Genomic DNA, 26,839 nt, shown 5'->3' with positions numbered 1-26,839 from the left:
CAGGCCGAAGCCGACCGCGCGGTGCCGGCGCAGCTGCTCGACCTCCTGGAAGGAGCCCGGGTCGAGGAGCAGCTCGATGCGCTCCCGGCCGGTCAGCTTGCCCTTGGCGTGCTGCGCCTCGGTCGCCTTCTCGCTCGGGCCGGCCAGTGCCTGCGCACGAATCTCGTGCAGCTCGGCCACTCGCCCGCGCGCGTCCGTCGGCTCACCCGGCGCCTCATCCAAAACGGTCATGTAGTGACCTTACGAAGCCCACCCAAGAAAGCGAGCCGTCGACTCCGTACAGTCTCCGGCCCGTTTTCCTGGTGCCACTGAACAGAACCCCGGCGGCATGCAGGCCTTCCGACTGCTCAGAGGGCTTCCCGCTTGTGGAGGTCGCACAAAGTCGTCAGCTGAGAGCCAGCTCACAGCGATGAGTCGCACATGACACGCCTGGGGTAATCCGGAGCGTCGTACGGCGGTCGGCGCGGAGGACTTCGACGGTGTCGTCGGCCCGCACCACCCCGCGTACCGGGTGGTTCCAGGTAATCTCGAACGGCTCGCCCGTTCGGGGTGGCTCGCTCACGCAGAGGGTAGCGGTGCGGGCGTGGTGGCGTACGAGGACGCTCGCGGCCGCGGAGGCGGTCAGCGGGCCCGCCGTGCCGGACCCCCAGAAGTTGGCGGCCGTCAGGCCGAGCGAGGGGACGCGGACGGCCTGGCAGGTGCTGTTGTTGGCGAGGAGCGACAGCCAGTACGGGTCCGCGGCGCGGGAGGCGACGGCTCGGCGGGAGGCGCCGGGCATGAGGACGTAGACGTATGCGGCGTCGGACGGGTCCGTGCCGTGGTCGAGCCAGAGGGTCTGCCAGCGGCGGGTGGCCCGCTGGGTGGTGCTGGTGGTGTTGATGTCGGACCAGGCGCCGGTGCGGTCCTCGCGGAGGGTGTGCAGCCCGCCGCCGGAGACGATCCAGCCGCCGTGGCCCTCCAGATGGGCCCAGCCCCTCCCCCGTACGAACTCCTGCGTCCCGCCCTCCCCCAGGTTGCGGTTGTCCACGACGGTCTCCACCGGGACGCCGTCGGAGCAGGTGATGCCCGCGCCGAGGCAGATCACGGCGTCCGGTACGCAGAACCACGACTTGCGGGCCTGCAACGTCGAGCCGAGGCCCTTGAGGTGCTGACCGACGGCCGCGTACTCGCCGTCCGTCGTGCCGCCGACCCAGCGCACGTCCGGCTTGGGCGCGCCCCACTCGCCGCCCGCCTTGTCGGGCAGCGGAAGGGTGGAGACGGTGGTGCCCGGGAGGCGGTACCAGTCGACGGTCGGCCAGAACCAGTCGGTGTACTGATCGGACCGGCCGCTGGGCCCCTTCGGCCACCAGTAGAGCATTCCGGCGCCCGTGTGCCAGCCGCGCGGGTTCTCGCCGTTGCCGCACTCGTAGTACGCGATGCGGTCGCTGCACATGGCGATGCTCGCCGTGAAGTCCGGGCCGCGGTGGACGGCGCGGTCCATGGCCGGGAAGAGGCGGTGGCCGACGGGTTCGGGGGCGGCCGGCACCGGTGCGCCGGCGACCGCGTGCAGCCGGGCCAGGTCGGCGACACCGAACTGAGGCGCCGTCAGGATCGGTGTCACGGTGTCCCGTTCGATCCAGCCCTTGACGTACGAGTGCCAGCGGTCCCGTTCGGCCGCGCTCGCCCCGCCGGCCAGCAGGGCGACCGCCGCGATGATGCCCTGTCCGTGGAAGTGGTCGCTGCGCATGACCTGGCGGTCGTCGCTCTTGAGGTAACCGCGGCTGATCGCACGGCCGTTGACGCCGTCCATCACCAACCCGTCGTGGATCAGGGGCGCATAGGCGTGCTCGACGCTGTCGAGAACGATCTGCCGGTTCGGGTCGGTCACCTCCCACGCGGATCCCGCGAGGAGCGTGAAGAGGCGGCCGAGGCCGTCGAGCATCACCTGTCCGTACGTCCCCGAGTACGCGACCCAGGTGTGCTGCACGAACGAGCCGTCCGCGTACAGCCCGTCCCCCTTCGTGACGTACGGGAAGACCGGGGAGAGACCGTCGCGGGCGAGAGCCAGCTTGGCGTCCGCGCGGCCCAGGATGCCGCGCAGGGCGACCGAGCGGCACAGGTCGACGCGGTTGGCGCCGGTGGAGGTGCCGGAGTAGTCCGTGAGCATCGTGTCGGGGATGAAGTGGTCGACGGCGGCGCAGGCCGCTTGCCGCCGGGCATCGGTGAGGTCGTCGTACAGGACCGCCGTGATGTCCATCAGCAGGCGGGGGCTGCCGATCTGCCATTCCCACCAGTTGCCGTAGCGGGTGGTGGAGGGGTTGTAGATCGTGGCGGAGAGGTGGTCGAGGCCGCGCAGGACGGCCGCGAGGAGGGCGGGGTCGCCGGTCGAGCCGGTGCCCTGCTGGACGTAGGCCTGGGTCATCGTCCACAGGCGGCCGTAGCTCTGGGTGATGCCGGAGGGCGGGTCGTAGGGGTAGCCGGGCCAGAGGGAGGTGGGGGTGGGATTCATGGTGGCCCGGGCGGCGCGGGCGAGTGCGCCGGTTTCTGCGAGCCGGGAGGCGTACGGCTCCGCGGTGGGGTCGTAGCCGGTGCCCAGGGCGAGGTCGAGCCAGCGGCGGCGGAGGGCGTCGTAGGGGTCGGGGGCGGCGGCGCGGGCGGGGGGTGTGGCCGTGGCCAGGAGTGCCGCCGCCAGTAAGACGGCTCTGCGGGTGGGTCTCATGGAGCCCCTGCGATGGGTGGTCATGTCATGGGCACTTACCACCTCAGCGTAACCACGCCAACACTTTGGGGATGACGTTGAAACCCGAAGGGAATAGGTCTACGGTCGTTCCCGTTGAGTAGTTCAACGTTCAACATACTCACTCAGGGAGCACAGTCATGGCGAACCCCGACCTGACCGCACTGACCGGCGACTACACGCTCGACACGGCCCACTCCACCATCGGCTTCACCGTCCGCCACGCCATGGTCACCAACGTCAAGGGCAAGTTCCTCGACTTCAGCGGGTCACTGCACCTGGACGGCGACAACCCGTCCGCGTCGTCGGCCTCCATCGACGTCAAGATGGACAGCATCGACACGGGGTCGGCCGACCGTGACGGTCACCTGAAGAGCGCGGACTTCTTCAAGATCGACGAGTTCCCGACGATGACCTTCCGCTCGACCTCGGCCGAGGCCCTGGGCGACGAGGACTACCGCATCACCGGCGATCTCACGATCCTCGGCACCACCAAGCCGCTCACCATCGACCTCGAGTTCAACGGCGCGGCGAAGGACCCGTTCGGCAACGAGCGCGTGGGCTTCGAGGGCAAGGCGGAGATCAAGCGCTCCGAGTGGGGTCTGACCTGGAACGCGGCGCTGGAGACGGGTGGTGTGCTGATCTCCGACAAGATCAAGCTGAATTTCGACATCTCGGCGATCAAGAACGCGTGATTCGGCTCGTCCGAATCCGCTGAATCCTCCGGCTGAGCCTTCGCGGCATCTGCACCCGAGAGCGCCCGTCCCGCTGTATCAGCGAGTCGGGCGCTCGGTCATGTTCAGTAGTCGATGCTCGGGTACCAGTCGCCGCGCCCCCGTGGGGTCAGGTCCAGGAGGTGCCAGACCGGGGTCAGGAGGTCGATGCCTCGTTCCTTGATGTCGTCGGCCATGCGGGGGTGCGTGGAGTAGAAGTGGCGGACCGTGCCGTCGTCGTCCCGGGTGAACACCGAGACGGTGGAGTCCTGCTCCCCGTCCTCGTCCTCGCTGCCGGTGTCGTACTTGAACGTGCTGTCGCCGCAGCTCAGCAGGCGCAGCCGGTGCCAGCCGCGGTTGCGGGCGTGCTGCCGCAGGACAGGTGGGTCGGCGGCCGCCGCGACGACGAAGTCGGCGTTCCGGGTGACGTGGTGGGCGACGGCACTGAAGCCGTCGATCCACAGGGTGCACATCGGGCAGGGGTCGGTCTGCTTCTTGCCGTACATGAACTGGTAGACGATCAGCGGGCGTTCGGGGGCGCTGAACAGCTCGCTGAGCCTGGTCTCGCGCACCGGGGTGTCGCCCGCGTCGAGGTCGGCGGGGCCTTCGAGGAAGGTGTAGTCGTCGACGGGCGGTCCTGGCGGGAGCGCGCGGCGCCGGGCCGCGACCTCCTCCCGCCGGCGCATCAGCTCGATCTCGGCCAGGCGCAGCTCTTCGCGGGCGGCGAGGTACTCCGCGGTCTCCCCGGCCAGTCGTGTGTGCCGCACCATCGCGTCCTCCTGGGGGTGGGGGTCCCCGTGCCGGTTCTTCCACTGTAGGGCTGCGGTCACCGCCGGCAGATCCGCTGCACGGCGCGGTCGATGCCCGCGAGTTGCGCCGCGGTGGGTACGACCGGTGCCCGGCCCTCGCGGCGGGCGTTGCGCACGGTCACGAACAGCAGGGGTGTGCCGTGCCGTGGCAGGGGCAGCTGGCAGTAGACGTTCAGGCGGGTGTGCACGATGCGGACCTGGCCGGGCAGGAGCGCGGCGCCGGGTACGGGCAGGGTCTGCAGGAAGCCGTCGTAGCCCTGCCTCGTTCCCGTGAGGGTGACGGGAGAGGCGGAGGTGACGCGGAGGGTGATGCCGAGGTCCAGGGTGTAGCGCTGCGGCATCTCCACGGCGGTGATCTGGACGGTGGTGGCGGCGACCGGGTCGGGCGGCGGGCGCGTGGCGACGACGTATCCGAGGAGCACGCCCAGCAGGACCGCGCAGACCGACCCGACGACCGTCACCCGGGCCCCGCGCGACAACGCCCGCCACCGCTCACCGAGCAGCGGTCGATCGTCGCCGAAGCCCTCGACGACGTCCCGTTCGCCCCCATCGGGCGGGGTCACCATTCCCCAAGGGTAGGAGCGCGTGCGGCCGATGGACATCCGTCGGAGCCATCTGCGCCGCCGCCGGCCCGCGCGGCACCGGCAGCAGCCACCACGCCGATGCCACCGACAGCGCCGCGCCCACGGCGATCCCTTCGAGGCGGGTAGGCAGCAGGTGCGCGGCGTCCTGGCCGAAGTAGCCGAGGAGGAGGGAGAGGGCGCAGGTCATTCCGGCGGCCCAGTAGGCGTAGTTGAGCGGGCGCAGCCACAGGGCGACCGCGAGGATCGTGAACATCAGCGCCACGGAGGCGTGACCGGTGACGCCGGCCGCGGCCACGCCCGTCGCCAGCAGCGTGCCGACACAGGCCCCGGCGAGGCGCTCGACTCCCTTGCGCAGCACGTCGTTCCGGCCGCGGTTGCCGCTCGCGGCGACGTACGCGGTGAGGACCACCCAGGGCCAGTGGTCGTCGAAGACCAGGCGGCCGAGGGCGAAGGCGCCGGCGATACCGGCCGCCATCTGCAGGGCCATGCGTGTGCTCGGGCGGGGGTGGAGACGGGAGCGGCGCGGTGGCTGCTCGGGGACCGGCTCGGCGCGCCAGGGCCCGTACCGGTCCCCCAGCCCCTGCACCAGCCAGACCGAGCAGCACGCCAGCGCCCCGATCAGCGCCGACCAGAACCAGGACACCAGCCCGCTCTGCGCCTCGGGCGGCAGTGCGGGGCCCGGGACCACCAGGAGGGCGATGAGCGGGATGGTCAGCAGGGTGCCGGCCTTCGCGGCGGCCGGGCCGTAGCGGCGGATCCAGATGGCCAGCGAGATGCCCGTGGTGAAGACGGCGGCCCCGATCGCGTAGTGGGTGGCGATCAGCCGGCCGAGGAAGATCGACGCGCCGGCCGTCACGGGCAGCACCACGAGCGCGGTGATCCGACGTCGGATGTCCGCGGTGCGCTGGGTGGAGGCGAGGGTGAGCGTGAGGGCGACCGCGAGGACGAGCACGTCGGTGTGCAGTCCGGCGGCGCTCTCCAGCACGAGGGCGGCGGCCCAGCAGAGCAGCATGGCGGTCATCGTCAGAGCCGCTTCGTACGCATTGCGTATTAGTTTTGCGGTCACTCACGGGATAATACGGGTCTTGAAGGCCTCAATGTAGTAAGTATCCGCGTACGATCGCTACGATCTCTGTCATGGACCACCTCGCCGAAGCCGCCCGCATCCGCCGTGGCGTCATGCGTCTCAACCGTCGGCTCCGGCAGGAGCGCGGCGACGGGAGTCTCAGCGCCAACCAGCTGTTGGTGCTCGGCCACCTGCACCGGCACGGTGCGGCCACCCCCGGCGAGGTCGCGGCGGCCGAGCGGCAGCGGCCGCAGTCGCTGACCCGGGTCTTCGCGGAGCTGGAGGCGGAGGGGCTGATCGCGCGGGAGCCGGGCACGGTCGACCGGCGGCAGTCCGTGCTGTCGCTGACCGAGGCGGGTCGGCGGGCGCTGGAGCGGGACATGGCCGAGCGGGACGCCTGGCTGTCCGGCGCGCTCGCGTCGCTGAGCCCGACGGAGCAGGGGGTGCTGGAGCTGGCGGCGGCGCTGATGGAGCGGCTGGCGGACGAGGCCTGAACCGCCCCTGTGGACGGGGCTGTCTCAGAACCCTCCGCCGAAGTCCCCGCCGCCCCCGAAGTCGCCGCCTCCCCCACCGTCGCCGAAGCCGCCCCCGAAGTCGCCCGGGTCGAAGTCCGCGCCCGAGGTGTCGCCCCCTTCGTATCCGCCGCCGAAGTCGCCGTATCCGGTGCCGTAGTCGGCCGCGTACGACGGGGTCGCCATCATGCTGCCCAGCAGGGTGCCGACGAGCAGGCCGGGCAGCAGGCCGCCGCCGAAGTAGCCGCCCGCCCAGGGGCCGTAGGCCGGGCCCGCGTCCCAGTACGGGCGGCGGCCCTGGTCGGTGTCGACCTCGCGGACGACGGGGTCGCGGCCGTCGGCGAGGCGGGTGGCGTCGGCCGCACAGACGGGGACCTCGCGCGGGGCGCCGCCCAGGGGCGACCAGGTGGCGTCGGTGACGGAGGGGCCGTGGCGCGGGTCGAAGAAGCAGGGCGGCCGGCGCTCGGGCAGGGGACGGCCCTCGCGACGGGCGGCGAGCAGGGCGAGCGAGAAGCGGCCGTCCTCCAGGGCCTGGGTGACGGCACGCACGTCCTCGGGTTTGCGGGCCTCGGCCATGGCCGACTTCGCCTGCTCGTAGGCGTCCAGCGCGCGTTCGTAGTCGGCGCGCATGGCGTCGTCGGCGCCCGCCTCCGCCGGGTGGAAGTCGAGGCGGTCCAGCTCCTCGCCGAAGGCAGTGATGTCCTCGTCGACCACGACCCGCAGCCGGTCCAGCGCGGCCCGCTGCTCCGCGGCCCTGCGGCGCCGGTTGCGTCGCACCAGTGTGAACGCGCCCGCGCCGCCCGCCACCAGCACCGCGCCCGCGACGATCAGCGCGGTGTACGACACCCCGCCGCCACCGGAGGAGGAGCCCCAGCTGGACGGGGCCGAACCGCCCATGTTGGTGAGGGCGCTGTTGGTGAACTCGGTCAGCTGCGTCTTGGCGTCCTTCTCCCCCTGGACGCTGGTGACGAGGTTCTGCACGGCGGTGCGCGGCAGGACAGAGGAGTCGGCGCGGGCGTCGAAGCGGTCGCCGAGGCGGATCGCGTACAGGCCCGTGATGCCGGTGGCGGTGCGGAGGTTCCGGAAGAGGTCCGTCGTGGGGTAGCCGGCCGGGAGGACCGCGACGAAGAGCGGCTTGTCGGCGTCCTTGATCCGTTCGGCGAGGGTGTGCGCGTCGGCGGACGACAGCTGGGCGCTCGCCGCCGGATCGACGTAGACCGGGCTCTTGCGGAGGGCCTCGGCGATCGTGGACACGCTCGTGGCGGCGGAGGCCGGCGGGGAGCCCGCCGACAGTACGGTCAGGGAGGCGAGCAGCAGGGCCAGGAGCAGCCCCGGGAGACTTCGGGTCCGTACGACGGCCTTCATGGTTCGAAGCTACCCGAAGCCTCCCAAAACTGGTCATCCGTGCTGGTCATCCTTGCAGGTGGTTTCCTCGGTCCCTCCTCAGGCGGCCCGGTAGGCCGTGACCAGCTTCTCCACGGCCGCCCCGTACCGTCCGGTGAGCGAGAGGTGGTCCGCGTCGGCGAAGGGCTTCGACACCGCCTCCGTGATGCCGGTGCCCACCTTCTGCTGGACGATCAGGCGGGCCTTGGTGACGAGCGCGCGGCCTGCCTCGTCCGCGCCCTTCTTCTCGGCGACGGCGGCGGCCGTCGCGAGCGCCTTGAGGGTTGCCACGCCTCCCCCAGGAACCTTGGTCAAGGTCGTCAGGCCCCAGCCGTACGGGAACTGCGGATCGTACGCCGTGTCGCCGACGTTGATCGGCAGCTGGGCCTCGGACCTGGGCCAGGTGACCGGGAGTTGCCCGGTGAAGGGCCGTTTGCCGTAGAGGACGTCGGCCACCCCGTCGCCCTCCGTGCCCGGCAGCCAGGAGGCGACCAGACCATCGATCTCGCCGAGCCGGTCACCGATCAGCTGCGGGCGCCCGGAGACGATCAGCACCGCGCACTTCATGGCCGCGCACACCTTGTCGACGGCGGCCCGGTCGGCGGCGGAGAGCTGCAGATCGTGCCCGTTGCCGACGTCACCGACACCCTCGGCGTACGGGGTCTCGCCGACGACGACCACGCCGACGTCATAGCCGGCCGTGGGCGCGGAGGCGTCCTTGGAGTAGGTGACGTCTCCGTCCTTGCGCATCCCGGCGAGGATCGTCGTGCCCTGCGTGTGGGTGCCGGACGCGCCCTGCCAGGTGACGGTCCAGCCGCCGGTCTGGTTGCCGAGGTCGTCGGCGTTGGACCCGGCGACGTAGACCTTCTGGTTCCTCTTCAGGGGCAGCACGCCGTTCGCGTTCTTCAACAGGACCTGCGACTCGGCGGCCGCCTGCCTTGCGACGGCGCGGTGCGCGGCGGAACCGATCGCCGGGGCGCCGCTCGTGTCGGCGTACGGCTTCTCGAAGAGCCCCAGCCGGAACTTCTGCGTGAGGATGCGCGAGACGGCGTCGTCGATCCGCCGCTCGCTGACCCGGCCGGCCTTCACCTCGTCGATGAGCTGCGCGGTGAAGTCCTTGTAGGAGTACGGCACCATCATCATGTCGACGCCCGCGTCGACGGATGTGCGCACGTGGGAGGAGTAGTCGCCGGGGAGCTGGTCCATGGCGTTCCAGTCGCTGATCACGAAGCCGTCGAAGCCCATCCGGCCCTTGAGCACACCGTTGATCATGTCGGCGCGGCCGTGCATCTTCACCGGGCCCTGTCCGTCGCCGAGGATGTCGAGCGAGGAGTACGAGGGCATGACCGTGCCGATGCCGCGGTCGACGGCCGTCCGGTACGGCGCCAGGTGGACGGCCTCCAGCTGCTGCCGGGTGACCTTGGTGACGCCCTGGTCGATGGTGTAGGTGCCGGTGGTGGAGGAGCCGTACTCGGTACCGCCGTCGCCGACGAAGTGCTTGGCGGTGGCGAGGACCTTGTCGTTGTCCTTCAACTCCCGTCCGTCCGCCGGGCCTTGGAGGCCCTGGATGACCGTCTCCATGTCCTGCACGAGCGCCGGGTCCTCGCCGAAGGACTCGTAGGAGCGGCCCCAGCGTTCGTCGCGGGAGACGCAGAGGCAGGGGGCGAAGTCCCAGGGGATGCCGGTGGCGCGGACCTCGGACGCGGTCACCGCGCCGGTCTTCTCCGCGAGGTGGGGATCGCGGGTCGCCCCGATGCCGATGTTGTGCGGCATGATCGTGGCGCCGACCAGGTTGTTGTGGCCGTGGACGGCGTCGACACCGTAGATCAGCGGGATCTGGAAGCGGGTCGCCTGCGCCCGGAGTTGGTAGCCGTCGATCATCTTCGCCCAGGCCTCGGGGGTGTTGGGCGTGGGTGTGGAACCGCCGCCGGAGAGGAGCGAGCCGAGGTCGTATCCGGCGATGTCGCCACCTTCCCCCACGGCTCCGCGCTCGGCCTGGGTCATCTGACCGGCCTTCTCCGCGAGGGACATACGGGAGACGAGGTCGGCGACGCGCTTCCGGACCGGCAACTTGGCGTCCAGGTACGGCAGTCCGTGCGCGTCGATGACGATTTGCGGGGTCTCTACCGGAGGCTTGGCACCGGTGACCGTGAGCTTGAGGGGGATCGTCTCGGCGGGCTCGGCGGACTTGTCGCGCAGGGTCGGTACGTGGATGGTCCGCGTCGCACCCGAGGCCGTACCGGCGGGGAAGGTGAGGGCTCCGGTGACCGGTGTGTAGTCCTTGCCGGGGTCGGCCGTACCGCCGGTGGTCTCGTACGTGACGGTCACGGGGTCGTCGACGGGGGCGGAGCCGGTGGTGGCGAGGGTGACCTTGACGGTGGCCGTGCCGCCCTCCTTCATCGGGTACACGGCGGCGTCCGTGGTGACGGAGGCACGCAGGGACTGGTCGGCCTTGCCGTACAACTCGACGTCGTCCATGGCGAATCGGCCCTTGACGCCGACCGGGAGGGTGACGGAGTAACCCCACATCTGCGTCAGCCCGAGGACGTGGTCGATGCCGCCGACGGGCTGGTAGTCGGTCCGATAGACGAAGTCGCTGAAGGGGATCTCGATCTGCTTCCAGCCGCTGAAGTCGTCGGTGAAGGAGGTCGTCCAGAGTTCGGAGGCCTCGCCGTTCGCGCCGCCGTCCTTGATCTCGAAGGCGACCTTCTTGTTGTTGTCCTGGCCGTCCCACCAGAAGCGGATTCCCTTGTGGGCGGACCAGTCGTGGGCGGGTGCGTTGGCGGCGTAGTCGTGGGTGAAGCCGCCGTAGCCGCTGATGTCGTAGGTGCCGGTGAGCACCTTCTCGCCCTCGGGGGCGTCCGGTCTGGCGGTCAGTTGCAGCGTGGGCGGATCGTCGCTGTCGCCGCCCCAGGTGAAGATGCCCTCCGCGGGCTGGGAGGCGAAGGGGACCTCGCCCTCGAAGCGGTCGACGGGCGTGGGAGCCGGATCGTCGACCGCCTGCGCGACGGCGAGGGGTAACAGGGCGGTGAGCAAGGCGGTGGAGACGAGCAGGGCGGCTCTTCGCATGGCGTTCCCTCAACTCTCTTGTCCCACAAATGACTTAGTTCACCTCGTGAGTTAACGAGTGGCGCAGGAAGCCGTCAAGACGGCCGACAGCCCCGGAACTCACACCAGACCACCTTGCCGGGCTCCCGCTGCCGCACGCCCCAGTCGTCGGACAGCGCGGCGACCAGCAGGAGCCCGCGACCGCGCTCCGACTCCGGCGTGACGTCCGGGGTACGGACCTCGCCGGGACCGCTGTCCTGGACCTCGACGCGGAGTACTCCGGCGGTGTCGAGCCCCAGATCCAGCCGGAAACAGCGGCCCGGCGGGACGCCGTGCAGCAAGGCGTTGGTGGCGAGTTCGCTCACGCAGAGCAGTACGTCGTCGCTCCGCCGGGTCAGCCCCCAGTCGGCGAGGGTGATACGGGCGAGATCTCTGGCCACGGCTACTGACCTGCGGTCGCGGGGGTAGAGGGCGGTGCGGGCGTGGATGAGTTGGGGGTGGGTGTTCATGGGGCGACTGTCACAGGCAGTCACTATGGTTGGGCAGTGAGTGAGGTCGTAGTCCTGATTACTACGACCTCACTACGAGGACTTCGTGCGTGTACGGGGGAAAGGGTTGGCCATGCCCAAAAAGGTTGGTTCATGGTGCGCGGTCGGTGCGCTAGTTGCGCACTACCGGAAGCAAGCGCGGCTCACACAGGAGCAGTTCGCCGAGTTGGCGAACATTCACGTCGACACGGTGGGATCGATCGAGCAAGGGAGACTGGCACTTCAGCCGGATCGCGCCGAGCACTTCGACGAACTGCTCGACACCGGCGGATCGTTGGCGGTATTCGTGGCGAACCTGCCCGTGCGAGACAAGATCGTGCAGTTCGCGCAGGGCCTCGTAGACCAGGAGCAGGAGGCGGTCGGCATCCTCTCCTACCAGAGCCTGGTGGTCCCCGGGCTGCTCCAGACCCAGGACTACTGCCGTGCCGTCTTCGGCTACCGGTATCCGGCGCTGGGAGGCGAGACGGCGGAGCAGTGGGTGAACGCCCGAATGGAACGGCAGTTGGTCTTCCAGCGGGAGCGGCCTCCCGTGTGCCACTTCATCATCGAGGAGAGCATCCTGCGACGGCAGGTCGGCGGCCCGGATGTGATGCGGGAGCAGTACCGCCGGATCCTGGAGTACACCGAGCCGGTGCACATGAGCTTCCAGATCATGCCGATGGATCGAACGCCGCACGCGGGTTTGGACGGACCCATGGTGCTGCTGGAAACGCCTGAACACGAGCGCCTGGCCTACCTGGAGGTCCAGCGTGTCAGCTTCCTCGTGGACGATCCCGACGAGGTCAGCGACTATCACCACAAGTATGGAATGCTGCGGTCACAGGCCCTCTCGCCGGACGAGAGCGTGCGCTACCTGCGAAAATTGCTAGGAGACCGATGAGCACCGCACTTGAGTGGTTCAAGTCCAGCTACAGCGGGAGCGAAGGCGGCGACTGCATCGAGGTCGCCACGCAACCCACCGCCGTCCACATCCGCGACTCCAAGACCACCGGCCCCAACCTCACCGTGTCGCCGCGCACTTGGGCGGCCTTCGTCGGGCTCGCCCGGCAGGAAGGGCACGGCGCCTAGCGGGGGTCTTCGCGGACGAAGGCCCCCGCCCGACCGACGGAGTTACTCCGCGGGCTCCACCCCGGCCCGCAGCAGTCCGTACGTGTACGCGTCCTCAAGTGCCTGCCAGGACGCGGCGATCACGTTCTCCGCGACGCCGACCGTGGACCACTCGCCGGAGCCGTCCGACGTCGAGATGAGGACCCGGGTCGTGGACTGGGTGCCGTGGACGCCCTCCAGGATGCGGACCTTGTAGTCGACGAGGTCCAGCTTGGCCAGCTGGGGGTAGATCTTCTCCAGCGCCACGCGCAGGGCGCGGTCGAGGGCGTTGACCGGGCCGTTGCCTTCCGCGGTGGCGACGATGCGCTCGCCCTTGGCGTAGAGCTTGACGGTGGCCTCGTTGGCGTGGGTGCCGTCGGGGCGGTCCTCGACGATGGCCCGCCAGGACTCGACCTCGAAGTAGCGCAGGGACTTGCCCTGGACCTCGGCGCGCAGGAGCAGTTCGAAGCTCGCGTCCGCCGCCTCGTACGTGTAGCCCCTGAGCTCGCGCTCCTTCACGCGCTCGACGACCCGGCCGACCAGTTCGCGGTCGCCGCCGAGGTCGACGCCGAGCTCCTTGCCCTTGAGCTCGATCGAGGCGCGGCCCGCCATGTCGGACACCAGCATGCGCATCGTGTTGCCGACCAGCTCGGGGTCGATGTGCTGGTACAGGTCCGGGTCGACCTTGATGGCGGAGGCGTGCAGGCCGGCCTTGTGGGCGAAGGCCGAGACACCGACGTACGGCTGGTGCGTGGAGGGGGTGAGGTTGACGACCTCGGCGATGGCGTGCGAGATCCGGGTCATCTCGCGCAGCGCGCCCTCGGGCAGGACCTTCTTGGCGTACTTGAGCTCCAGGGCCGCGACGACCGGGAAGAGGTTGGCGTTGCCGACGCGCTCGCCGTAGCCGTTCGCCGTGCACTGGACGTGGGTGGCGCCCGCGTCGACGGCGGCGAGGGTGTTGGCGACCGCGCAGCCGGTGTCGTCCTGGGCGTGGATGCCGAGCCGGGCGCCGGTGTCGGCCAACACCGTGGAGACCACGGCCTGGACCTGCGCCGGCAGCATGCCGCCGTTGGTGTCGCAGAGGATGACGACGGACGCGCCGGCCTGAGACGCGGCGCGTACGACGGCCTTGGCGTACTCCGGGTTGGCGCGGTAGCCGTCGAAGAAGTGCTCGCAGTCGACGAAGACCCGGCGGCCCTGCTCACGGAGGTACGAGACGGTGTCGCGGACCATCTCCAGGTTCTCGTCCAGCGTCGTCCGCAGCGCCAGCTCCACGTGCCGGTCGTGGGACTTCGCGACCAGGGTGATCACCTCGGCGCCCGAGTCCAGGAGCGCCTTGACCTGCGGGTCCTCGCTCGCCTTGGCACCGGCGCGGCGGGTGGCGCCGAAGGCGACGAGCTGGGCGTGCCTGAAGTCGATCTCCTGCCGGGCGCGGGCGAAGAACTCGGTGTCCCGCGGGTTGGCGCCGGGCCAGCCGCCCTCGATGAAGCCCACGCCGAAGTCGTCCAGGTGCCGTGCGATGGCCAGCTTGTCCGCGACGGTGAGGTTGATGCCCTCGCGCTGCGCGCCGTCGCGCAGCGTGGTGTCGAAGACGTGGAACGAATCGTCGAGCTCGCTGGTTGCGGTCATGGTGTTCAAGGCTCCTGCTGTTGGATCCCGTCGGATCACGGTCGTTACCGGAATGACCGGCTCCACCGTCCTCAATGATCCCTCGCGCTTTGCTCCCGGCTGAAGGTGGGCCAGAAAAGCGAAAAACCCCTCGCGGGTGCGAGAGGTCTGCGCGCGGGTCGAGGACGACGGTGTCCACCCGTACCTGGTCGTACGTGGCGGTCACTGCGGACCGGCGCGCCTGCTGCCAATAATCATGGCGAACGAGAGCACGGGGGCAGTCTGGCACAATCCGCCCCCGTGTTCACTGTCCGTCTCAGGATGCGAGCACTGCGCTGATCACCGCAGATGGCGGGTCAGCGCATACGGCGGACGAAGCCGTCGTAGAAGCCGTTGGTGTCGCCCGCGACGAGTTGGCCGGAGTCGCTACCGAGGCCGATGCGGCGGGCGCCCGCGCTCACCGCGTAGACGGCCACGGGCTCGTCCGTGACGGGTCCGCCCGCGAGGGACTCGCTGACCAGGCGGGTGGATCCGCTGCGCAGATCGCGGAGGTAGACGTTGTCGGGCCCGAAGCGCCCGTCCGCCAGCCGCGGTTGGGCCTCATAGGTCACGTACCGGCCGTCCGGGCTGAGCACGGGCTGACTGATCCCGTCCTCGCCCGCGGGGCCGGCCTTGACCCGCCGGGTGACGTCTTTCCGCAGGTCCCGGACGTAGACCGTGGAACCGGTGCCGGGGTCCTCGCCCGGGACCAGTTGCTCGTCGCCCCAGTAGTCGAAGGCGATGGTGCGGCCATCGGCGGAGAGCGAGGCGGGCAGCGCGTACCGCTGGGCCGGGGTGCCGTCCGGCTTGACGTTGACCTGTTCCTCGGTGCCGGTGCGGCGGTCGTGCACCCAGGTGCGGCCGTAGGAGCTGCGCGGCACCAGCTGCGTGTACGCCACATAGCGGCCGTTGTCGCTCAGTCCCTGCAGCAGGGAAGGGTTGTCAGGGCGGTCGCGGTTGCTGATCCGCTCCACGGTGCCGGTGCGGCGGTCGAGGAGATAGACGATCCCGAAGAGGTCGCGGGGGTTCGTCTCCATCCGGTCGGCCTTGGCGTTGAAGGCGATGTAACGGGCGTCCGGTGTCATCGTGGCGTTGGCGGTGAAGGCGGAACCCCCGTCGAGGGCGACGCTGATCCGCTCCGTGCGGCCGGTGCGCCGGTCGTGCAGGTAGATGTCCTGGGCCGCCTCGTTCGTGGGCGGGTTGTCCCAGTGGACCAGGTTCCTGGCGTTGGAGCTGAACAGCACGTACCGGCCGTCCGCGCTGATGGCCCGTGCCTCCGACCAGCCGCCGACCGCCTGCGCGCCGTCCGAGGCGACATTGACCCGCTCGACCGTCCCCCTGCGCAGGTCACGCACGAAGACGTCCGAGGTCCTGTTGGTGTCGCCCGGCACCAGATTGGACGCGTACGCCGTGAAGAGCGCGAACCGGCCGTCCGCGCTGAACTGCGGTCCGTACGCGTTGTCGTCGGCCTGCTCCCCCGTGGCCGACAGCGTGACCCGCTCGGTCCCCGGCCTCGGCGCCGCTGCCACGGACGACGACGTCGCCGTCAACGCGACCATGACGCCCGCAACCACCGCGACAGACATCCCACGCATGGCTCTGAGCACGATTCCCCCTGTGTTCCCCGTGTGACGCTTGTCCCCGGCCCTGCACCAAGGGCTCCTTTCGAGACAAACGCACCACACGGGACAGCGTCAATCCCCCGAATTGAGTACAACCGGGGCACGGGCTCAGACGTCCGCGAGCAGGCTCTCGTCCAGGAACTCCCGTACATGGCCGAGAACTTGCGCCCGGTCGGTCCCCCGCAGCCCGATCGCCACATGGATGGAGAAGCCGTCGAGCAACGCCCGCAGCCGGGTCGCGAAGCGGTCCGGATCGACCCGGCGGAACTCGCCGCGCGAGACCCCCTCCGCGATCAGCGCCACCAGGTCGCGGTGCCAGACGCCCTCGATGGCGGCCTGCCGGTCGCGGGCGTCCTCGTCGGCGTTCTGCGACCGGTTCCAGACCTCCAGCCAGAGGGTCCAGTGCGGGTCGCGGTGGCCGTCGGGGACGTACAGGTCGACGTATGCGTCGAGCCGCTCGCGGGCCGTGCCGCCGCGCGCCAGCAGCCGTCCGCGCTCGGCGCCCAGCCGGCCCTCGCTCCACTCCAGGGCCTGCAGCAGCAGTTCGTCCTTGGAGCGGAAGTAGTAGAGCAGGTGTCCACTGCTCATGCCGACCTCGCGGCCGAGCGCCGCCATGGTGAGCTTCTCCAGACCGCGCTCGGCGATCATGTCCATGGCGGCGGCGAGGAGTTGTTCGCGGGGCGGGGCGGGGGTGCGGCGCCGGGCGGTCACGTGGCCGCCTCGACGCGCACGGCGTCCGGGACGAGCCGCGTCTCGTAGCCGCTGCAGCAGTCGGCGGCCACGATGGCCACCTCGGCCCCACACCCGCAGACGTGGTTGACCCCGTACTCCCCGATCGGACCGCAACAGCCGATGAGGCGCCGGTGGTCGGAGTGGGGGGTGATGCCCACGACGTCGTCCGGGTGCAGCACGTAGGTGCCGCGCGGTCCGGCGGAGACCAGAGCGCCGCGCTCGTCGAACTTCCACTTGCCGCCGGGCACGACCCCGTCGTACTCCTCGTCGTCATCGACCGGCTCGAACGGCGCCCCGAACGGCAGCGGGTCAATGACGTATGTCCCGCGGGGGACGCTCGGCGGGCCGTGCCGCCTGCCGTCCGGGCCCGGGAGTCCGTCCCAGCCGGGGTACTCGGGCATCTCGTCCAGTTGCCGGACGGGCTCGGTCAGCCGGCCTCCGCAGGCGGCGCAGATCAGCACGTTCACCCGTATGTTCTACCTGACGGCGCTGCCCCGCGGGCCGTCACCGGACCTTCGGCTGCTGCTGCGTGATGCAGTGGATGCCGCCCCCGCCCGCGAAGATCGTCCGGGCGTCCACGAGGGTCACCGTCCGCTCCGGGAAGAGCCGGCGGAAGATCCCGGCGGCGATCTCGTCGCGCGGGTCGTCGAAGCCGCAGAGCACGACACCGCCGTTGCAGAGGTAGTGGTTGATGTAGGAGTAGTCGGCCCAGTGGCCGTCGGCCTCCAGCACGGTGGGCGCCGGGACCTCGACGACCTCCAGGCTGCGGCCGCGCGCGTCGGTCTGCGCCCTCAGCAGCCCGATGACCTCCTTCGTCACCTCGTGGTCCGGGTGCGCCGGGTCCGGCTGGGAGTGCGCGACCACGACACCGGGGCGTGCGAACGCGGCGACGATGTCGACATGGCCGAGGGTGCCGAAGCCGTGCGGCGGGTAGTCGCCGGTGAGGCCGCGGGGCAGCCAGATCGCCTTGCGGGTGCCGAGCTGGGCGTGGATCTCCGCCTCGACCTGTTCCTTCGTCCAGTCCGGGTTGCGCTCGGGGCCGAGCTGCACGGTCTCCGTGAGCAGGACCGTCCCCTCGCCGTCGACGTGGATCGCACCGCCCTCGTTGACCAGCTTCGAGGCGTACGTCCTCGCGCCCGCGAGGTCCGAGACATACGCGGCGATCTTCGCGTCGTGCTCCCAGCGGGCCCAGCCCTGGGCGCCCCAGCCGTTGAACGTCCAGTCGACGGCGGCGAGTTCACGCCCGTTGGTGAGGAACGTCGGGCCGATGTCCCGCATCCACGCGTCGTCCAGCTCGCGCTCGACCGTGTCGACGTCCGGGCCCAGCAGTGCCTGCGCCTGCGCCGACTGCCCCGGCCCGCACACCACCGTCACCGGCTCGAAGCGGCGGATCGCACGGGCGACCGACGCCCAGGCGACGCGCGAGGCGGCGAGATCGTCCGGGTCCTCGAAGGTGGGGTTCGGCCCCGGCCACGCCATCCAGGTGCGCTCGTGCGGGGTCCATTCGGCGGGGATGCGGAAGCCGTCGGCGGCAGCAGACATGAGCGGTCCTTGTCGGAGGATTCAGAGGAAGTAGAGACGGTTGAGGGAGACGGAGTCGGCCGGCTGCGAGCGGACCGGCTCTCCGTCGAGGGTGACCAGTCCGGTCCGCTGGTCGACATCGACCGCTCCGGTACGGGAGTTGAGCCGCAGGTCGGCCGGTCCGATGCCGCGGGTGCCGCGCACGGCGACCCTTCTGCGCCGGGTCGGCATGGTGTCGTTGCCCTGGTCCAGGGCGGCCTGGGCGACGAAGGCGACGGAGATCTCGGCGGGCGTCGCGCCGTGCGCCCCGAACTGCGGTCCGAGGACCAGCGGTTCACAGGTGTCCGTCGCCGCGTTGGGGTCGCCGACCACGCCGTACGCGGGGAAGCCGGACTTGAGGACGAGCTGCGGCTTCGCTCCGAAGTACTCCGGCCGCCACAGCACGATGTCGGCCAGCTTGCCGACCTCGATCGAGCCGACCTCGTGCGAGAGGCCGTGCGCGATGGCCGGGTTGACGGTCAGCTTGGCCATGTACCGCAGGACGCGCTCGTTGTCGTGCTCGTCCGGGGCGCCGAACTCGGCCTTCATCTTCCCGGCCATGGCGAAGGTACGGCGGACGGTCTCCCCCGCCCTGCCCATGCCCTGCGCGTCGGACGAGGTGATGCCGATCGCGCCCAGGTCGTGCAGCACGTCCTCGGCGCCCATGGTCCCGGCGCGGATGCGGTCGCGGGCCATGGCGGCGTCGCCGGGCAGGTCGGTCTTCAGGTCGTGGACGGAGACGATCATGCCGTAGTGCTCGGCGACGGCGTCCCGCCCGAAGGGGAGGGTGGGGTTGGTGGAGGAGCCGATGACGTTCGGGACACCTGCCATCTTCAGGACGTTGGGGACGTGCCCGCCGCCGCACCCCTCGATGTGGAAGGCGTGGATGGTCCGCCCCTCCAGCACGCGCAGGGTGTCCTCCACCGACAGGCACTCGTTCAACCCGTCGCTGTGCAGGGCGACTTGGACGTCGTGCTCCTCGGCGACGCGCAACGCGGTGTCCAGGGCGCGGGTATGGGCGCCCATGTCCTCGTGCACCTTGAAGCCGCTCGCGCCGCCCTCCGCCAGCGCCTCCACCAGGGGCGCGGAGTGCGAGGACGAACCGCGCCCCAGGAAGCCGATGTTGACCGGCCAGGCGTCGAAGGCGTTGAAGGCGTGCCGCAGCGCCCAGGGCGAGTTGACGCCGACCCCCCACACGGGTCCGAACTCCTGCCCGATGATCGTGGTCACGCCGGACGCCAGCGAGGCCTCCATGATCCGCGGCGAGAGCAGGTGCACGTGCGTGTCGACGGCACCGGCGGTGGCGATGAGCCCCTCACCCGACACGATCGAGGTACCCGTACCGACGACGACGTCGATCCCGTCGAGGGTGTCGGGGTTCCCGGCGCGCCCGATCGAGCAGATCCGCCCCTCCCGGATGCCGATCGACACCTTCCGGATCCCCTGCACGGCATCGATCACCACCACATTGCTGATGACGACGTCACAGGTCTCCCGGACGGCCGCCGCCTTGAGGTGCAGCCCGTCGCGGGCGGTCTTGCCGAAGCCGGCCAGGAACTCGTCGCCGTACTGCTGGGAGTCGGACTCGACGCGGACGGTCAGCCCGGAGTCCCCGAGCCGGATGCGGTCGCCGGCGCGGGGCCCATGGGTGGCGGCGTACGCGCGAAGGTCGATGCTCGCGTAGGAATCGTTGCTCATCGGTCTGCTCCCAGATATCCGCAGGCGGCGGCCCTGCGCAGGGCCTCTTCCTTCGCCCCCGGCGCGTCCAGCGCCCCGTCCACGAGCCCCGCGAACCCGATCGCGACCCGCTCGCCCCCGATCGGCACAAGGCCGACCTCGACGCTCTCCCCCGGCCCGAACCGCACCGACGACCCGGCGGGCACGGCGAGCCGCATCCCATAGGCCTTCGCGCGTACGAAGTCGAGGCGCGGATTGGCCTCGAAGAAGTGGAAGTGGGAGGTGACGGAGACGGGCACGGTGGCGGTGTTGGTGACCGTCACCCGCACGACCGCTTCGGGCTCGGTGTGCTCGGGCCCGGGTATCAGCGCACCTGGCGCCCGGTCCCCCAGCCCGCCCCCGCCGATCGGATCACTCACCACCGCGAGCCGCGAACCGTCGTCGAAGACGGCCTCCACATGCACCTCGGTGACGACGTCCGCGACGCCGGGCAGCACATCGTCCGGGCCGAGCACGGACCGGGCGCGCTCGATGGCCTCGGCGAGCCGGGCGCCGTCACGGGCGGCCTCGCAGACGGTGTCCGCTATCAGTGCGGTGGCCTCGGGAACGTTGAGCCGAAGGCCTCGGGCCCTGCGTGCCCGGGCCAGCTCGGCGGCCCCGAAGAGCAGCAGCCGGTCGCGTTCGGTCGGTGTCAGCCGCATGTCCATCCCTCCATTTAGAGCGACACTCTAAACGTGGAAATGCGAAGGAGGAAGGCCTTGACGGCCGCAGCGTGAGGGGTCACATTGAGTGCCGCTCTAACCAACCGAAAGGGCCGCCATGCCGATCTCGATGGAACAGCGCGGAGTGGACACCATCCCCGACGAGGAACGCACCAGCGGGCCCTGCGATCTCGTCTCGATCCTCCTGGGCTCCAACCTCTGTCTGGGCGTGATCATCTTCGGCTGGCTGCCGCCGTCGTTCGGCCTGGACTGGTGGTCGTCGCTGAGCTCGATCGTGGTCGGCACGGTGGCGGGCACGGCCCTGACGGCGCCCCTGGCCCTGATCTCCCTGCGCACCGCGACGAACCTCTCCACCTCCTCCGGCGCCCAGTTCGGCGTGCGCGGCAGGCTGGTCGGCTCGGTGGTCGGTCTGCTGCTCGCCCTCGGCTACACGGCACTGACCGTGTGGATCGGCGGGGACGTGATGGTGGGCGTGCTGCGGCGGCTGTTCGGTCTGCCGGTGGACGGAGTGGCGTACGCCCTGGTCTACGCGCTCCTCGCCGGAGCGACGGTCGCCGGTGCGGTGTACGGGTACCGGGTGCTGCTGGCCATGTCCCGGGTCCTGGCGATCGGCATGACGGCGCTGCTGGCGCTGGGCGTCGTCGCGTACGCCCCGCACTTCACGACGTCGGCGATCCCGGAGACCGGCGGCTACCTGCTGGGCGGCTACTGGCCGACCTGGTTCCTGGCGACGGTGGCCGCGGGCCTGTCCGGCCCGATCGCCTTCATCACCCTCCTCGGCGACTACACCCGCTACATCTCCCCGGCCCGCCACACCTCCCGCCGGGTCCTGCACGCGACCTGGCTCGGCCTGATCCTGGGCCTGCTGGTGCCCCAGCTCTTCGGCACCTTCACGGCGTACGCGGCCCGCGCGGCGACGGACTACGCGGGCCCGCTGGTGACGGCGTCCCCCGCCTGGTACCTGATCCCGCTCCTGCTGTCCGCCTCCGCGGGCTCGGTCGGCAACGCGGGTCTGATGCTGTACTCCATGGGCCTCGACCTGGACGCGATCCTGCCGCGGGCGTCCCGGGCCCGAGCCACGTACACCGTCGCGGTCGTCGCCACGGCCTGCGTCTTCATCGGCCACTACACCTGGAACGCGCAGTCCGCGATGACGTCCTTCGTCCTGCTCCTGACGGCCATCGGCACCCCGTGGGCGGTCATCACCCTCATCGGCTTCGTGCGCTGCCGCGGGGTGTACGACGCGGACGCCCTCCAGGTCTTCAACCGCCGCGCCCGGGGCGGGATCTACTGGTACCGGGCCGGCTGGAACCCTGCGGCCACGGTGTCCTGGGCGGTGGGCGCCGGGTTCGGCCTGCTGGCGGTGTCACTGCCGTCGTACGAGGGCCCGCTGCTGTCGCTGACGGGCGGGGTGGACTGCAGCTTCGTACTGTCGGGGCTGGTGGGCGGCCTGACGTACGCGGTGCTGCAACTGAGGGTGCTTCCCAAGTCCCGGCCGGCCACCCCAGCCCGTCCGGCGCTTGAGGACGAGGCCGTCCAGGCCGAAGCGGGGGGCCTGGGGGGCGCAGCCCCCCAGTAGGGTGACGGCAACCCCCCGCACAGAACCCCGCTCAGCCCTCAGCCGAGAACGTGCATCCAACCGTGCTTGTCCTCCGCCGTCCCGCGCTGGATGTTCAGCAGGGCCTCGCGGAGCTTGAGGGTGACCTCGCCGGGCTCGCCGCCCGCCTGCTGCCACTCGGCGGTCGCGCGCTTGACGGTGCCGACCGGCGTGATCACGGCGGCGGTCCCGCAGGCGAAGACCTCGGTCAGCGTGCCGTTCTCGGCGTCGCGCTGCCACTGGTCGATGGAGATGCGGCCCTCCTCGGACTCGTAGCCGAGGTCGCGGGCGACGGTCAGGAGCGAGTCACGGGTGACGCCCTCCAGGATGGAGCCCGTCAGCGACGGGGTGACGATCTTGTCGCCGTACACGAAGTACAGGTTCATGCCGCCGAGTTCCTCGACCCACTTGTGCTCGACCGCGTCGAGGTAGCAGACCTGGTCGCAGCCCTTGGCGGCGGCCTCGGCCTGGGCGAGCAGGGAGGCCGCGTAGTTGCCGCCCGTCTTCGCGTCGCCCATGCCGCCGGGGACGGCGCGGACGCGGTCCTCGGAGAGCCAGATGGAGACCGGCTTGACACCGCCGGGGAAGTAGGCGCCGGCCGGGGAGGCGATGACCAGGAAGAGGTACTCGTTGGCGGGCTTCACGCCCAGGCCGACCTCGGTCGCGATCATGAACGGGCGCAGATAGAGGGACTCCTCGCCGCCGTGCGCGGGCACCCATGCCTTGTCCTGCTGGACGAGGACGTCACAGGCCTCGATGAAGGTCTCGACCGGAAGCTCGGGCATGCCGAGGCGGTGCGCGGAGCGCTGGAAGCGGCGGGCGTTCATCTCGGGGCGGAAGGTGGCGACCGAGCCGTCCGGGCGGCGGTAGGCCTTGAGGCCCTCGAAGATCTCCTGCGCGTAGTGCAAGGTCATGTTCGCCGGGTCGAGCGAGAGCGGGCCGTACGGGACGAGCTGGCCGTCGTGCCAGCCGCGGCCCTCGGTCCACTTGATCGTCACCATGTGGTCGGTGAAGTGGCGGCCGAACCCGGGGTTCGCCAGGATCGCCTCGCGCTCCGCGTCGGAGAGCGGCGAGGCCGAGGGCTTGAGCTCGATCGTGGGCGTCGTCATGAGTGGTTGTCCTTCACCGGTTGTGTGTGACGGGCCGCGCTCACGTCCGTACGGCCGGTGGCCAGTGCTGGGACGTCCGAGCATTCCCTCAATCCGCGGCTCCGCGTTCGATTATCGCAAGGCGGGGACCGTGGAAGAAACGGCGTGAAATGCGGTCCAGGGATGATGGTGGCACCCGGCGGGGACACAGCGGAAGCCGCCGGGTGCTGATGCGACCCGGCGGCTTCGAAACTTTCGAGAGGCGGCGGGGTCAGCCGGCTACTCGTACGGCCAGCGCGTCGCCGATCTCCGACGTGGAGCGGGCGGGCTTGCCGGTGCGCTCGGCGAGGTCGGCGGAGACCGCCTCGTCGATACGGGCGGCCTCGGCCTCGTAGCCGAGGTGGCGCAGGAGCAGCGCGACGGACAGGACGGTGGCGGAGGGGTCGGCCTTGCCCTGGCCCGCGATGTCGGGCGCCGAGCCGTGCACGGGCTCGAACATCGAGGGGAACTCGCCGGACGGGTTGATGTTCCCGCTCGCGGCGACGCCGATGCCACCGGAGACGGCCGCGGCGAGGTCGGTGATGATGTCGCCGAAGAGGTTGTCGGTGACGATCACGTCGAAGCGGCCGGGGTCGGTGACCAGGTAGATGGTCGCGGCGTCGACGTGGATGTAGTCGGTGGTGACCTCGGGGAACTCCTCGGCCACCTTGTTGAAGATGTTGGTCCACAGGTGACCCGCGAAGGTCAGCACGTTGTTCTTGTGGACCAGAGTGAGCTTCTTGCGCGGGCGGGCCTGGGCGCGGGCGAAGGCGTCGCGGACGACGCGCTCGACACCGAAGGCCGTGTTCACGGAGACCTCGGTGGCGACCTCGTGCTCGGTGCCCTTGCGGATGGTGCCGCCGTTGCCGGTGTACGGGCCCTCGGTGCCCTCACGGACCACGACGAAGTCGATGCTCGGCTCGCCGGCCAGCGGGGTGGCCACGCCGGGGAGGAGCTTCGACGGACGCAGGTTGACGTGGTGGTCGAAGGCGAAGCGGAGCTTGAGCAGGAAGCCGCGCTCCAGCACGCCGGACGGGACCGACGGGTCGCCGATGGCGCCGAGCAGGATGGCGTCGTGCTTCTTCAGCGCGTCGAGGTCGGCGTCGGTGAGGGTCTCACCGGTGTCGTGGTAGCGCTTGGCGCCGAAGTCGTACTCCTTGGTCTCCAGCTTCACATCCTGCGGAAGGACGGCGGAGAGGACCTTCAGACCTTCGGCCACGACCTCCTGGCCGATGCCGTCACCGGGAATCACTGCGAGATTGATGCTGCGAGACATGTGGGAACCCTACTCCCCGTCCCATGGGATGACATGCCGTGTCCGCCATACGGACATGCCGGTGACGGGTGGCGCCAACTGGTCGTCGCCCGTTCACCCGTATGTCTGGCGGGCGTTGGCCATCGCTGGGAAGTTCCTTCCCATGGACATACCCGACTTCGGCATCCCGCCGCAGCTCGCAAGCCGCATGAGCATGGCCGAGCAGCACGAGTACCTGCGTACCAAGCTGGTCCGGCGCCGCACGCTGGTGAACGCGGGCGCGGTGGCGGCGGGCGGGCTGCTGAGCGGCTGCGGCGGCGGGTCGGGAGCGCAGGGCACGAGGACCTCGGCGCCCGCGACCCCGACGGTGCACGGCTCGGTCGTCGCCCCCTTCGGCCGGCATCTCGCCTTCGGCGCCGACCCGAAGTCGCAGATGCGGGTCTCCTGGCAGGTCCCGCTGGCGGTGCGGAAGCCGTACGTCCGCATCGGCGCGAAGCCGGACGACCTGAGCCGGAAGATCGAGGCCGAGGTCCGCGCTCTGCACACGCCGGGCGTGACGGGCGTGCGTCCTGCGCTGGAGCAGTACTACCTCCACGCGGCCCTGGACGGCCTGCGCCCCGGCACGACGTACTACTACGGCGTGGGCCACGAGGGCTTCGATCCGGCAGCCCCGAAGCACCGCTCGACGATCGGCACCTTCCGCACGGCGCCGGCGTCGCCGGAGAAGTTCGTGTTCACGGCCTTCGGCGACCAGGGCGTCAGCCAGGCCGCGGCCGCCAACGATCACGTCATCCTGCGCCAGAAGCCCGCCTTCCACCTGCACGCGGGCGACATCTGCTACGCCGACACCAACGGCCGGGGCGAGAAGTCGGACGGCTACGACCCCGCGTTCTGGGACCTGTTCCTCAAGCAGAACGAGCCGGTGGCCAGGTCGGTCCCGTGGATGGTGACGACCGGCAACCACGACATGGAGGCCTGGTACTCGCCGGAGGGCTACGGCGGCCAGTTGGCCCGCTTCTCCCTCCCGGGCAGCGGCTTCGACGCGCGCACGGCGCCCGGGGTGTACGCGTTCACCTACGGCAACGTCGGCTTCGTGGCGCTGGACGCGAACGACGTCTCGTACGAGATCCCCGCCAACTTCGGCTACAGCGGCGGCAGGCAGACCAGGTGGCTGGACGAGAAGCTGGCCGAGCTGCGGTCGGCGAAGGGGATCGACTTCATCGTCGTCTTCTTCCACCACTGCGCCTATTCGACCTCCGCGCACGCCTCCGACGGCGGGGTACGGGCGGAATGGCTGCCGCTGTTCGCCAGGCACCAGGTGGACCTGGTGATCAACGGCCACAACCATGTCTACGAGCGGACGGACGCCATCAGGAACGGCGGGGTCGGCAGGCCGGTCCCCATCGGTGCGTCGACCGACCCGACACGGGACGGGATCGTGTACGTCACGGCGGGCGGCGGCGGCCGTGATCTGTACGGCTTCCCGACCGGTGTGAAGGAGAGCTACGAGGGACACGTCACGCACCACGACTCGGTCGACACCTTCCAGTGGACGAAGTCGAAGGCCTCCGCGGCGGAGACCGTGGAGTGGTCGCGGGTGCGCTACCGGGGCTTCTCGCTCCTCACGGTGGAGGCGGAGAGCGGTGCGAGGCCCGCCCTGAAGGTGTCGGCGCTCACGGACGGCGGCGAGCGCATCGATCACTTCGAGGTGCGGCGCGGGGTGTGAGTCCGCGCCGCACCTCATGCGGGTGCGGCTCCCGGCTCAGATGTGATGCCCGGCTCAGTGGCCGGTCGAACCGCCGTTGTCCCTGCGGTCCAGGGCGCGCTGGAGGGCGGCTGCGGCGTTCTTGCGGTCGGACTCGCTCGTACGGGAGCTGTGACGGACTCGGCGGCGTGCGGTCGTCTCGGCCATGGGAAATCGACTCCTTCGAAATCCGGGAGTGCGGAAAGGGGTTACGAGACGCCGGATGGGGCGGGGAGCGGCGCCGCAGGGGTTGCCTGCACGGGGCGCGCTCACGACCGCCATTCGCTTGGTCGAGCGAGACGTTCGGCTCCTACAAAAGTAAGCGAGCGGGCCCGGTCTGTCTCCACAATTACTCGGACTTCCTACTATCTGAGACGGTGGATTGGCTCACACCGCTCTGAGCTGGGCTTTCGCCCACACGGCTGATCCTCGGCACGGCATGCGACAACAGCCACCGGCGAAGGGAACGGTGAGGTCATGAACGACAAGGCCAAGGCACTTCTCGAGGGCGGCCCGCAGGATCTGCCCGAACGGATCGTCCCGATCACGACTCCCGGAGCAGACCTGAAAATCGAGCTGCGCAACGGCTACGAACACTTCAGGCGGACCACCCGTCACGCGGACACACCGGAGGGCACGCTCCCGGTGTACGAGTGGTGGGAGCGCACGGAACTGCCCGGCTGACCGGTCC

Annotated in this window: 25 protein-coding genes; 7 read left to right on the top strand and 18 right to left on the bottom strand. The window is 70.4% G+C overall.

Going from position 1 to position 26,839, the window contains the following annotated elements:
* Together ACWDAG_RS42440 and ACWDAG_RS42435 are read right to left on the bottom strand one after the other, a co-directional pair.
* Positions 1 to 231, bottom strand: a 231-nt coding sequence (locus ACWDAG_RS42440) for a carboxyl transferase domain-containing protein (protein ID WP_450700915.1), incomplete at its 3' end; no start/stop codon positions are given.
* 154 nt (positions 232 to 385) lie between these two features.
* Positions 386 to 2,698, bottom strand: coding sequence for a polysaccharide lyase 8 family protein (locus ACWDAG_RS42435; RefSeq protein WP_450700914.1), 2,313 nt, complete (start codon positions 2,696 to 2,698; stop codon positions 386 to 388).
* Positions 2,699 to 2,856: 158 nt separating this feature from the next.
* Between ACWDAG_RS42435 and ACWDAG_RS42430 the strand changes: the two genes are divergently transcribed.
* Positions 2,857 to 3,411, top strand: coding sequence for a YceI family protein (locus ACWDAG_RS42430; RefSeq protein WP_450700913.1), 555 nt, complete (start codon positions 2,857 to 2,859; stop codon positions 3,409 to 3,411).
* A gap of 104 nt (positions 3,412 to 3,515) precedes the next feature.
* Here ACWDAG_RS42430 and ACWDAG_RS42425 read toward each other — a convergent pair whose 3' ends face one another.
* The 3 genes from ACWDAG_RS42425 to ACWDAG_RS42415 are packed head-to-tail and all read right to left on the bottom strand — an operon-like array spanning position 3,516 to position 5,888.
* Positions 3,516 to 4,259: a DUF899 family protein gene (locus ACWDAG_RS42425; RefSeq protein ID WP_450700912.1), complete on the bottom strand. Its 744-nt coding sequence runs from the start codon at positions 4,257 to 4,259 to the stop codon at positions 3,516 to 3,518.
* Complete coding sequence (locus tag ACWDAG_RS42420; RefSeq protein ID WP_450700911.1) at positions 4,256 to 4,804, bottom strand: hypothetical protein; 549 nt, start codon at positions 4,802 to 4,804, stop codon at positions 4,256 to 4,258. The genes ACWDAG_RS42425 and ACWDAG_RS42420 overlap by 4 nt, the downstream gene beginning before the upstream one ends.
* Positions 4,731 to 5,888, bottom strand: coding sequence for an FUSC family protein (locus tag ACWDAG_RS42415; RefSeq protein WP_450700910.1), 1,158 nt, complete (start codon positions 5,886 to 5,888; stop codon positions 4,731 to 4,733). The genes ACWDAG_RS42420 and ACWDAG_RS42415 overlap by 74 nt, the downstream gene beginning before the upstream one ends.
* A 71-nt stretch (positions 5,889 to 5,959) precedes the next feature.
* Here ACWDAG_RS42415 and ACWDAG_RS42410 point away from each other — a divergent pair, with 71 nt between their 5' ends.
* Positions 5,960 to 6,382 carry a MarR family winged helix-turn-helix transcriptional regulator gene (locus ACWDAG_RS42410; RefSeq protein WP_450700909.1) on the top strand — a complete coding sequence of 141 codons (423 nt, stop codon included), beginning with the start codon at positions 5,960 to 5,962 and terminating at the stop codon, positions 6,380 to 6,382.
* Between the two features lie 24 nt (positions 6,383 to 6,406).
* Here the strand turns inward: ACWDAG_RS42410 and ACWDAG_RS42405 are convergent, their stop codons facing one another.
* From ACWDAG_RS42405 to ACWDAG_RS42395, 3 genes are all read right to left on the bottom strand, one after another.
* Entirely contained in the window at positions 6,407 to 7,765 is a 1,359-nt protein-coding gene (locus ACWDAG_RS42405) for a hypothetical protein (protein WP_450700908.1), read from the bottom strand.
* A gap of 78 nt (positions 7,766 to 7,843) precedes the next feature.
* Positions 7,844 to 10,852: a glycoside hydrolase family 3 protein gene (locus ACWDAG_RS42400; RefSeq protein WP_450700907.1), complete on the bottom strand. Its 3,009-nt coding sequence runs from the start codon at positions 10,850 to 10,852 to the stop codon at positions 7,844 to 7,846.
* 74 nt (positions 10,853 to 10,926) lie between these two features.
* Positions 10,927 to 11,340 carry an ATP-binding protein gene (locus ACWDAG_RS42395; protein ID WP_450700906.1) on the bottom strand — a complete coding sequence of 138 codons (414 nt, stop codon included), beginning with the start codon at positions 11,338 to 11,340 and terminating at the stop codon, positions 10,927 to 10,929.
* Between the two features lie 112 nt (positions 11,341 to 11,452).
* Here ACWDAG_RS42395 and ACWDAG_RS42390 point away from each other — a divergent pair, with 112 nt between their 5' ends.
* Together ACWDAG_RS42390 and ACWDAG_RS42385 are read left to right on the top strand one after the other, a co-directional pair.
* Positions 11,453 to 12,259 carry a helix-turn-helix domain-containing protein gene (locus ACWDAG_RS42390; RefSeq protein ID WP_450700905.1) on the top strand — a complete coding sequence of 269 codons (807 nt, stop codon included), beginning with the start codon at positions 11,453 to 11,455 and terminating at the stop codon, positions 12,257 to 12,259.
* A complete protein-coding gene (locus ACWDAG_RS42385; protein ID WP_450700904.1) occupies positions 12,256 to 12,447 on the top strand; it encodes a DUF397 domain-containing protein in 192 nt (63 codons plus the stop codon). The genes ACWDAG_RS42390 and ACWDAG_RS42385 overlap by 4 nt, the downstream gene beginning before the upstream one ends.
* 42 nt (positions 12,448 to 12,489) lie before the next feature.
* Here the strand turns inward: ACWDAG_RS42385 and cimA are convergent, their stop codons facing one another.
* The 7 genes from cimA to ureA form a co-directional block, all read right to left on the bottom strand.
* Entirely contained in the window at positions 12,490 to 14,094 is a 1,605-nt protein-coding gene (gene cimA, locus ACWDAG_RS42380) for a citramalate synthase (protein WP_450700903.1), read from the bottom strand.
* Between the two features lie 335 nt (positions 14,095 to 14,429).
* Complete coding sequence (locus tag ACWDAG_RS42375) at positions 14,430 to 15,698, bottom strand: TolB family protein (RefSeq protein WP_450700902.1); 1,269 nt, start codon at positions 15,696 to 15,698, stop codon at positions 14,430 to 14,432.
* A gap of 144 nt (positions 15,699 to 15,842) precedes the next feature.
* Entirely contained in the window at positions 15,843 to 16,445 is a 603-nt protein-coding gene (locus ACWDAG_RS42370; RefSeq protein ID WP_450700901.1) for a TetR/AcrR family transcriptional regulator, read from the bottom strand.
* The gene (locus tag ACWDAG_RS42365; protein WP_450700900.1) at positions 16,442 to 16,933 is read right to left on the bottom strand and encodes a hypothetical protein; all 492 of its coding nucleotides are present in this window, start codon (positions 16,931 to 16,933) and stop codon (positions 16,442 to 16,444) included. The genes ACWDAG_RS42370 and ACWDAG_RS42365 overlap by 4 nt, the downstream gene beginning before the upstream one ends.
* Positions 16,934 to 16,970: 37 nt before the next feature.
* Entirely contained in the window at positions 16,971 to 18,008 is a 1,038-nt protein-coding gene (locus ACWDAG_RS42360) for an agmatine deiminase family protein (protein WP_450700899.1), read from the bottom strand.
* Between the two features lie 21 nt (positions 18,009 to 18,029).
* Positions 18,030 to 19,724, bottom strand: coding sequence for an urease subunit alpha (locus tag ACWDAG_RS42355; RefSeq protein WP_450700898.1), 1,695 nt, complete (start codon positions 19,722 to 19,724; stop codon positions 18,030 to 18,032).
* Positions 19,721 to 20,404, bottom strand: a complete 684-nt coding sequence (gene ureA, locus ACWDAG_RS42350) for an urease subunit gamma (RefSeq protein ID WP_450700897.1) — start codon at positions 20,402 to 20,404, stop codon at positions 19,721 to 19,723. The genes ACWDAG_RS42355 and ureA overlap by 4 nt, the downstream gene beginning before the upstream one ends.
* A gap of 118 nt (positions 20,405 to 20,522) precedes the next feature.
* On the opposite strand from ureA, the gene ACWDAG_RS42345 reads away from it, so the two are divergent.
* Entirely contained in the window at positions 20,523 to 22,004 is a 1,482-nt protein-coding gene (locus tag ACWDAG_RS42345; RefSeq protein WP_450700896.1) for a cytosine permease, read from the top strand.
* 38 nt (positions 22,005 to 22,042) lie between these two features.
* On the opposite strand, the gene ACWDAG_RS42340 is transcribed toward ACWDAG_RS42345, so the two are convergent.
* Together ACWDAG_RS42340 and ACWDAG_RS42335 are read right to left on the bottom strand one after the other, a co-directional pair.
* Positions 22,043 to 23,131, bottom strand: coding sequence for a branched-chain amino acid aminotransferase (locus tag ACWDAG_RS42340; RefSeq protein ID WP_450700895.1), 1,089 nt, complete (start codon positions 23,129 to 23,131; stop codon positions 22,043 to 22,045).
* A gap of 250 nt (positions 23,132 to 23,381) precedes the next feature.
* Complete coding sequence (locus tag ACWDAG_RS42335; protein WP_450700894.1) at positions 23,382 to 24,425, bottom strand: 3-isopropylmalate dehydrogenase; 1,044 nt, start codon at positions 24,423 to 24,425, stop codon at positions 23,382 to 23,384.
* A 142-nt stretch (positions 24,426 to 24,567) separates the two neighbouring features.
* Here ACWDAG_RS42335 and ACWDAG_RS42330 point away from each other — a divergent pair, with 142 nt between their 5' ends.
* Positions 24,568 to 26,130 (top strand): purple acid phosphatase family protein, encoded by a 1,563-nt coding sequence (locus tag ACWDAG_RS42330; protein ID WP_450700893.1) that lies wholly within the window; start codon positions 24,568 to 24,570, stop codon positions 26,128 to 26,130.
* A 54-nt stretch (positions 26,131 to 26,184) separates the two neighbouring features.
* Here the strand turns inward: ACWDAG_RS42330 and ACWDAG_RS42325 are convergent, their stop codons facing one another.
* The gene (locus tag ACWDAG_RS42325; protein WP_106981133.1) at positions 26,185 to 26,316 is read right to left on the bottom strand and encodes a hypothetical protein; all 132 of its coding nucleotides are present in this window, start codon (positions 26,314 to 26,316) and stop codon (positions 26,185 to 26,187) included.
* Positions 26,317 to 26,625: 309 nt separating this feature from the next.
* On the opposite strand from ACWDAG_RS42325, the gene ACWDAG_RS42320 reads away from it, so the two are divergent.
* Positions 26,626 to 26,832 (top strand): DUF5988 family protein, encoded by a 207-nt coding sequence (locus tag ACWDAG_RS42320; RefSeq protein WP_450700892.1) that lies wholly within the window; start codon positions 26,626 to 26,628, stop codon positions 26,830 to 26,832.
* Positions 26,833 to 26,839: the final 7 nt, after the last annotated feature.

The organism is Streptomyces sp. NPDC001157 (assembly GCF_053598255.1).
This window is presented reverse-complemented; position numbering and strand designations above follow the sequence as displayed.

Excerpts from the sequence above, each read along its gene's own strand:
- cimA (WP_450700903.1), bottom strand. The coding sequence starts at position 14,094 with ATGACCGCAACCAGCGAGCTCGACGATTCGTTCCACGTCTTCGACACC.
- ACWDAG_RS42390 (WP_450700905.1), top strand. The coding sequence starts at position 11,453 with ATGCCCAAAAAGGTTGGTTCATGGTGCGCGGTCGGTGCGCTAGTTGCG.
- ACWDAG_RS42335 (WP_450700894.1), bottom strand. The coding sequence starts at position 24,425 with ATGTCTCGCAGCATCAATCTCGCAGTGATTCCCGGTGACGGCATCGGC.
- ACWDAG_RS42375 (WP_450700902.1), bottom strand. The coding sequence starts at position 15,698 with ATGTCTGTCGCGGTGGTTGCGGGCGTCATGGTCGCGTTGACGGCGACG.
- ACWDAG_RS42360 (WP_450700899.1), bottom strand. The coding sequence starts at position 18,008 with ATGTCTGCTGCCGCCGACGGCTTCCGCATCCCCGCCGAATGGACCCCG.
- ACWDAG_RS42405 (WP_450700908.1), bottom strand. The coding sequence starts at position 7,765 with ATGAAGGCCGTCGTACGGACCCGAAGTCTCCCGGGGCTGCTCCTGGCC.
- ACWDAG_RS42355 (WP_450700898.1), bottom strand. The coding sequence starts at position 19,724 with ATGAGCAACGATTCCTACGCGAGCATCGACCTTCGCGCGTACGCCGCC.
- ACWDAG_RS42430 (WP_450700913.1), top strand. The coding sequence starts at position 2,857 with ATGGCGAACCCCGACCTGACCGCACTGACCGGCGACTACACGCTCGAC.
- ACWDAG_RS42410 (WP_450700909.1), top strand. The coding sequence starts at position 5,960 with ATGGACCACCTCGCCGAAGCCGCCCGCATCCGCCGTGGCGTCATGCGT.
- ACWDAG_RS42385 (WP_450700904.1), top strand. The coding sequence starts at position 12,256 with ATGAGCACCGCACTTGAGTGGTTCAAGTCCAGCTACAGCGGGAGCGAA.
- ACWDAG_RS42400 (WP_450700907.1), bottom strand. The coding sequence starts at position 10,852 with ATGCGAAGAGCCGCCCTGCTCGTCTCCACCGCCTTGCTCACCGCCCTG.
- ACWDAG_RS42395 (WP_450700906.1), bottom strand. The coding sequence starts at position 11,340 with ATGAACACCCACCCCCAACTCATCCACGCCCGCACCGCCCTCTACCCC.
- ACWDAG_RS42330 (WP_450700893.1), top strand. The coding sequence starts at position 24,568 with ATGGACATACCCGACTTCGGCATCCCGCCGCAGCTCGCAAGCCGCATG.
- ACWDAG_RS42320 (WP_450700892.1), top strand. The coding sequence starts at position 26,626 with ATGAACGACAAGGCCAAGGCACTTCTCGAGGGCGGCCCGCAGGATCTG.
- ACWDAG_RS42340 (WP_450700895.1), bottom strand. The coding sequence starts at position 23,131 with ATGACGACGCCCACGATCGAGCTCAAGCCCTCGGCCTCGCCGCTCTCC.
- ACWDAG_RS42325 (WP_106981133.1), bottom strand. The coding sequence starts at position 26,316 with ATGGCCGAGACGACCGCACGCCGCCGAGTCCGTCACAGCTCCCGTACG.
- ACWDAG_RS42420 (WP_450700911.1), bottom strand. The coding sequence starts at position 4,804 with ATGGTGACCCCGCCCGATGGGGGCGAACGGGACGTCGTCGAGGGCTTC.
- ACWDAG_RS42345 (WP_450700896.1), top strand. The coding sequence starts at position 20,523 with ATGCCGATCTCGATGGAACAGCGCGGAGTGGACACCATCCCCGACGAG.
- ureA (WP_450700897.1), bottom strand. The coding sequence starts at position 20,404 with ATGCGGCTGACACCGACCGAACGCGACCGGCTGCTGCTCTTCGGGGCC.
- ACWDAG_RS42435 (WP_450700914.1), bottom strand. The coding sequence starts at position 2,698 with ATGAGACCCACCCGCAGAGCCGTCTTACTGGCGGCGGCACTCCTGGCC.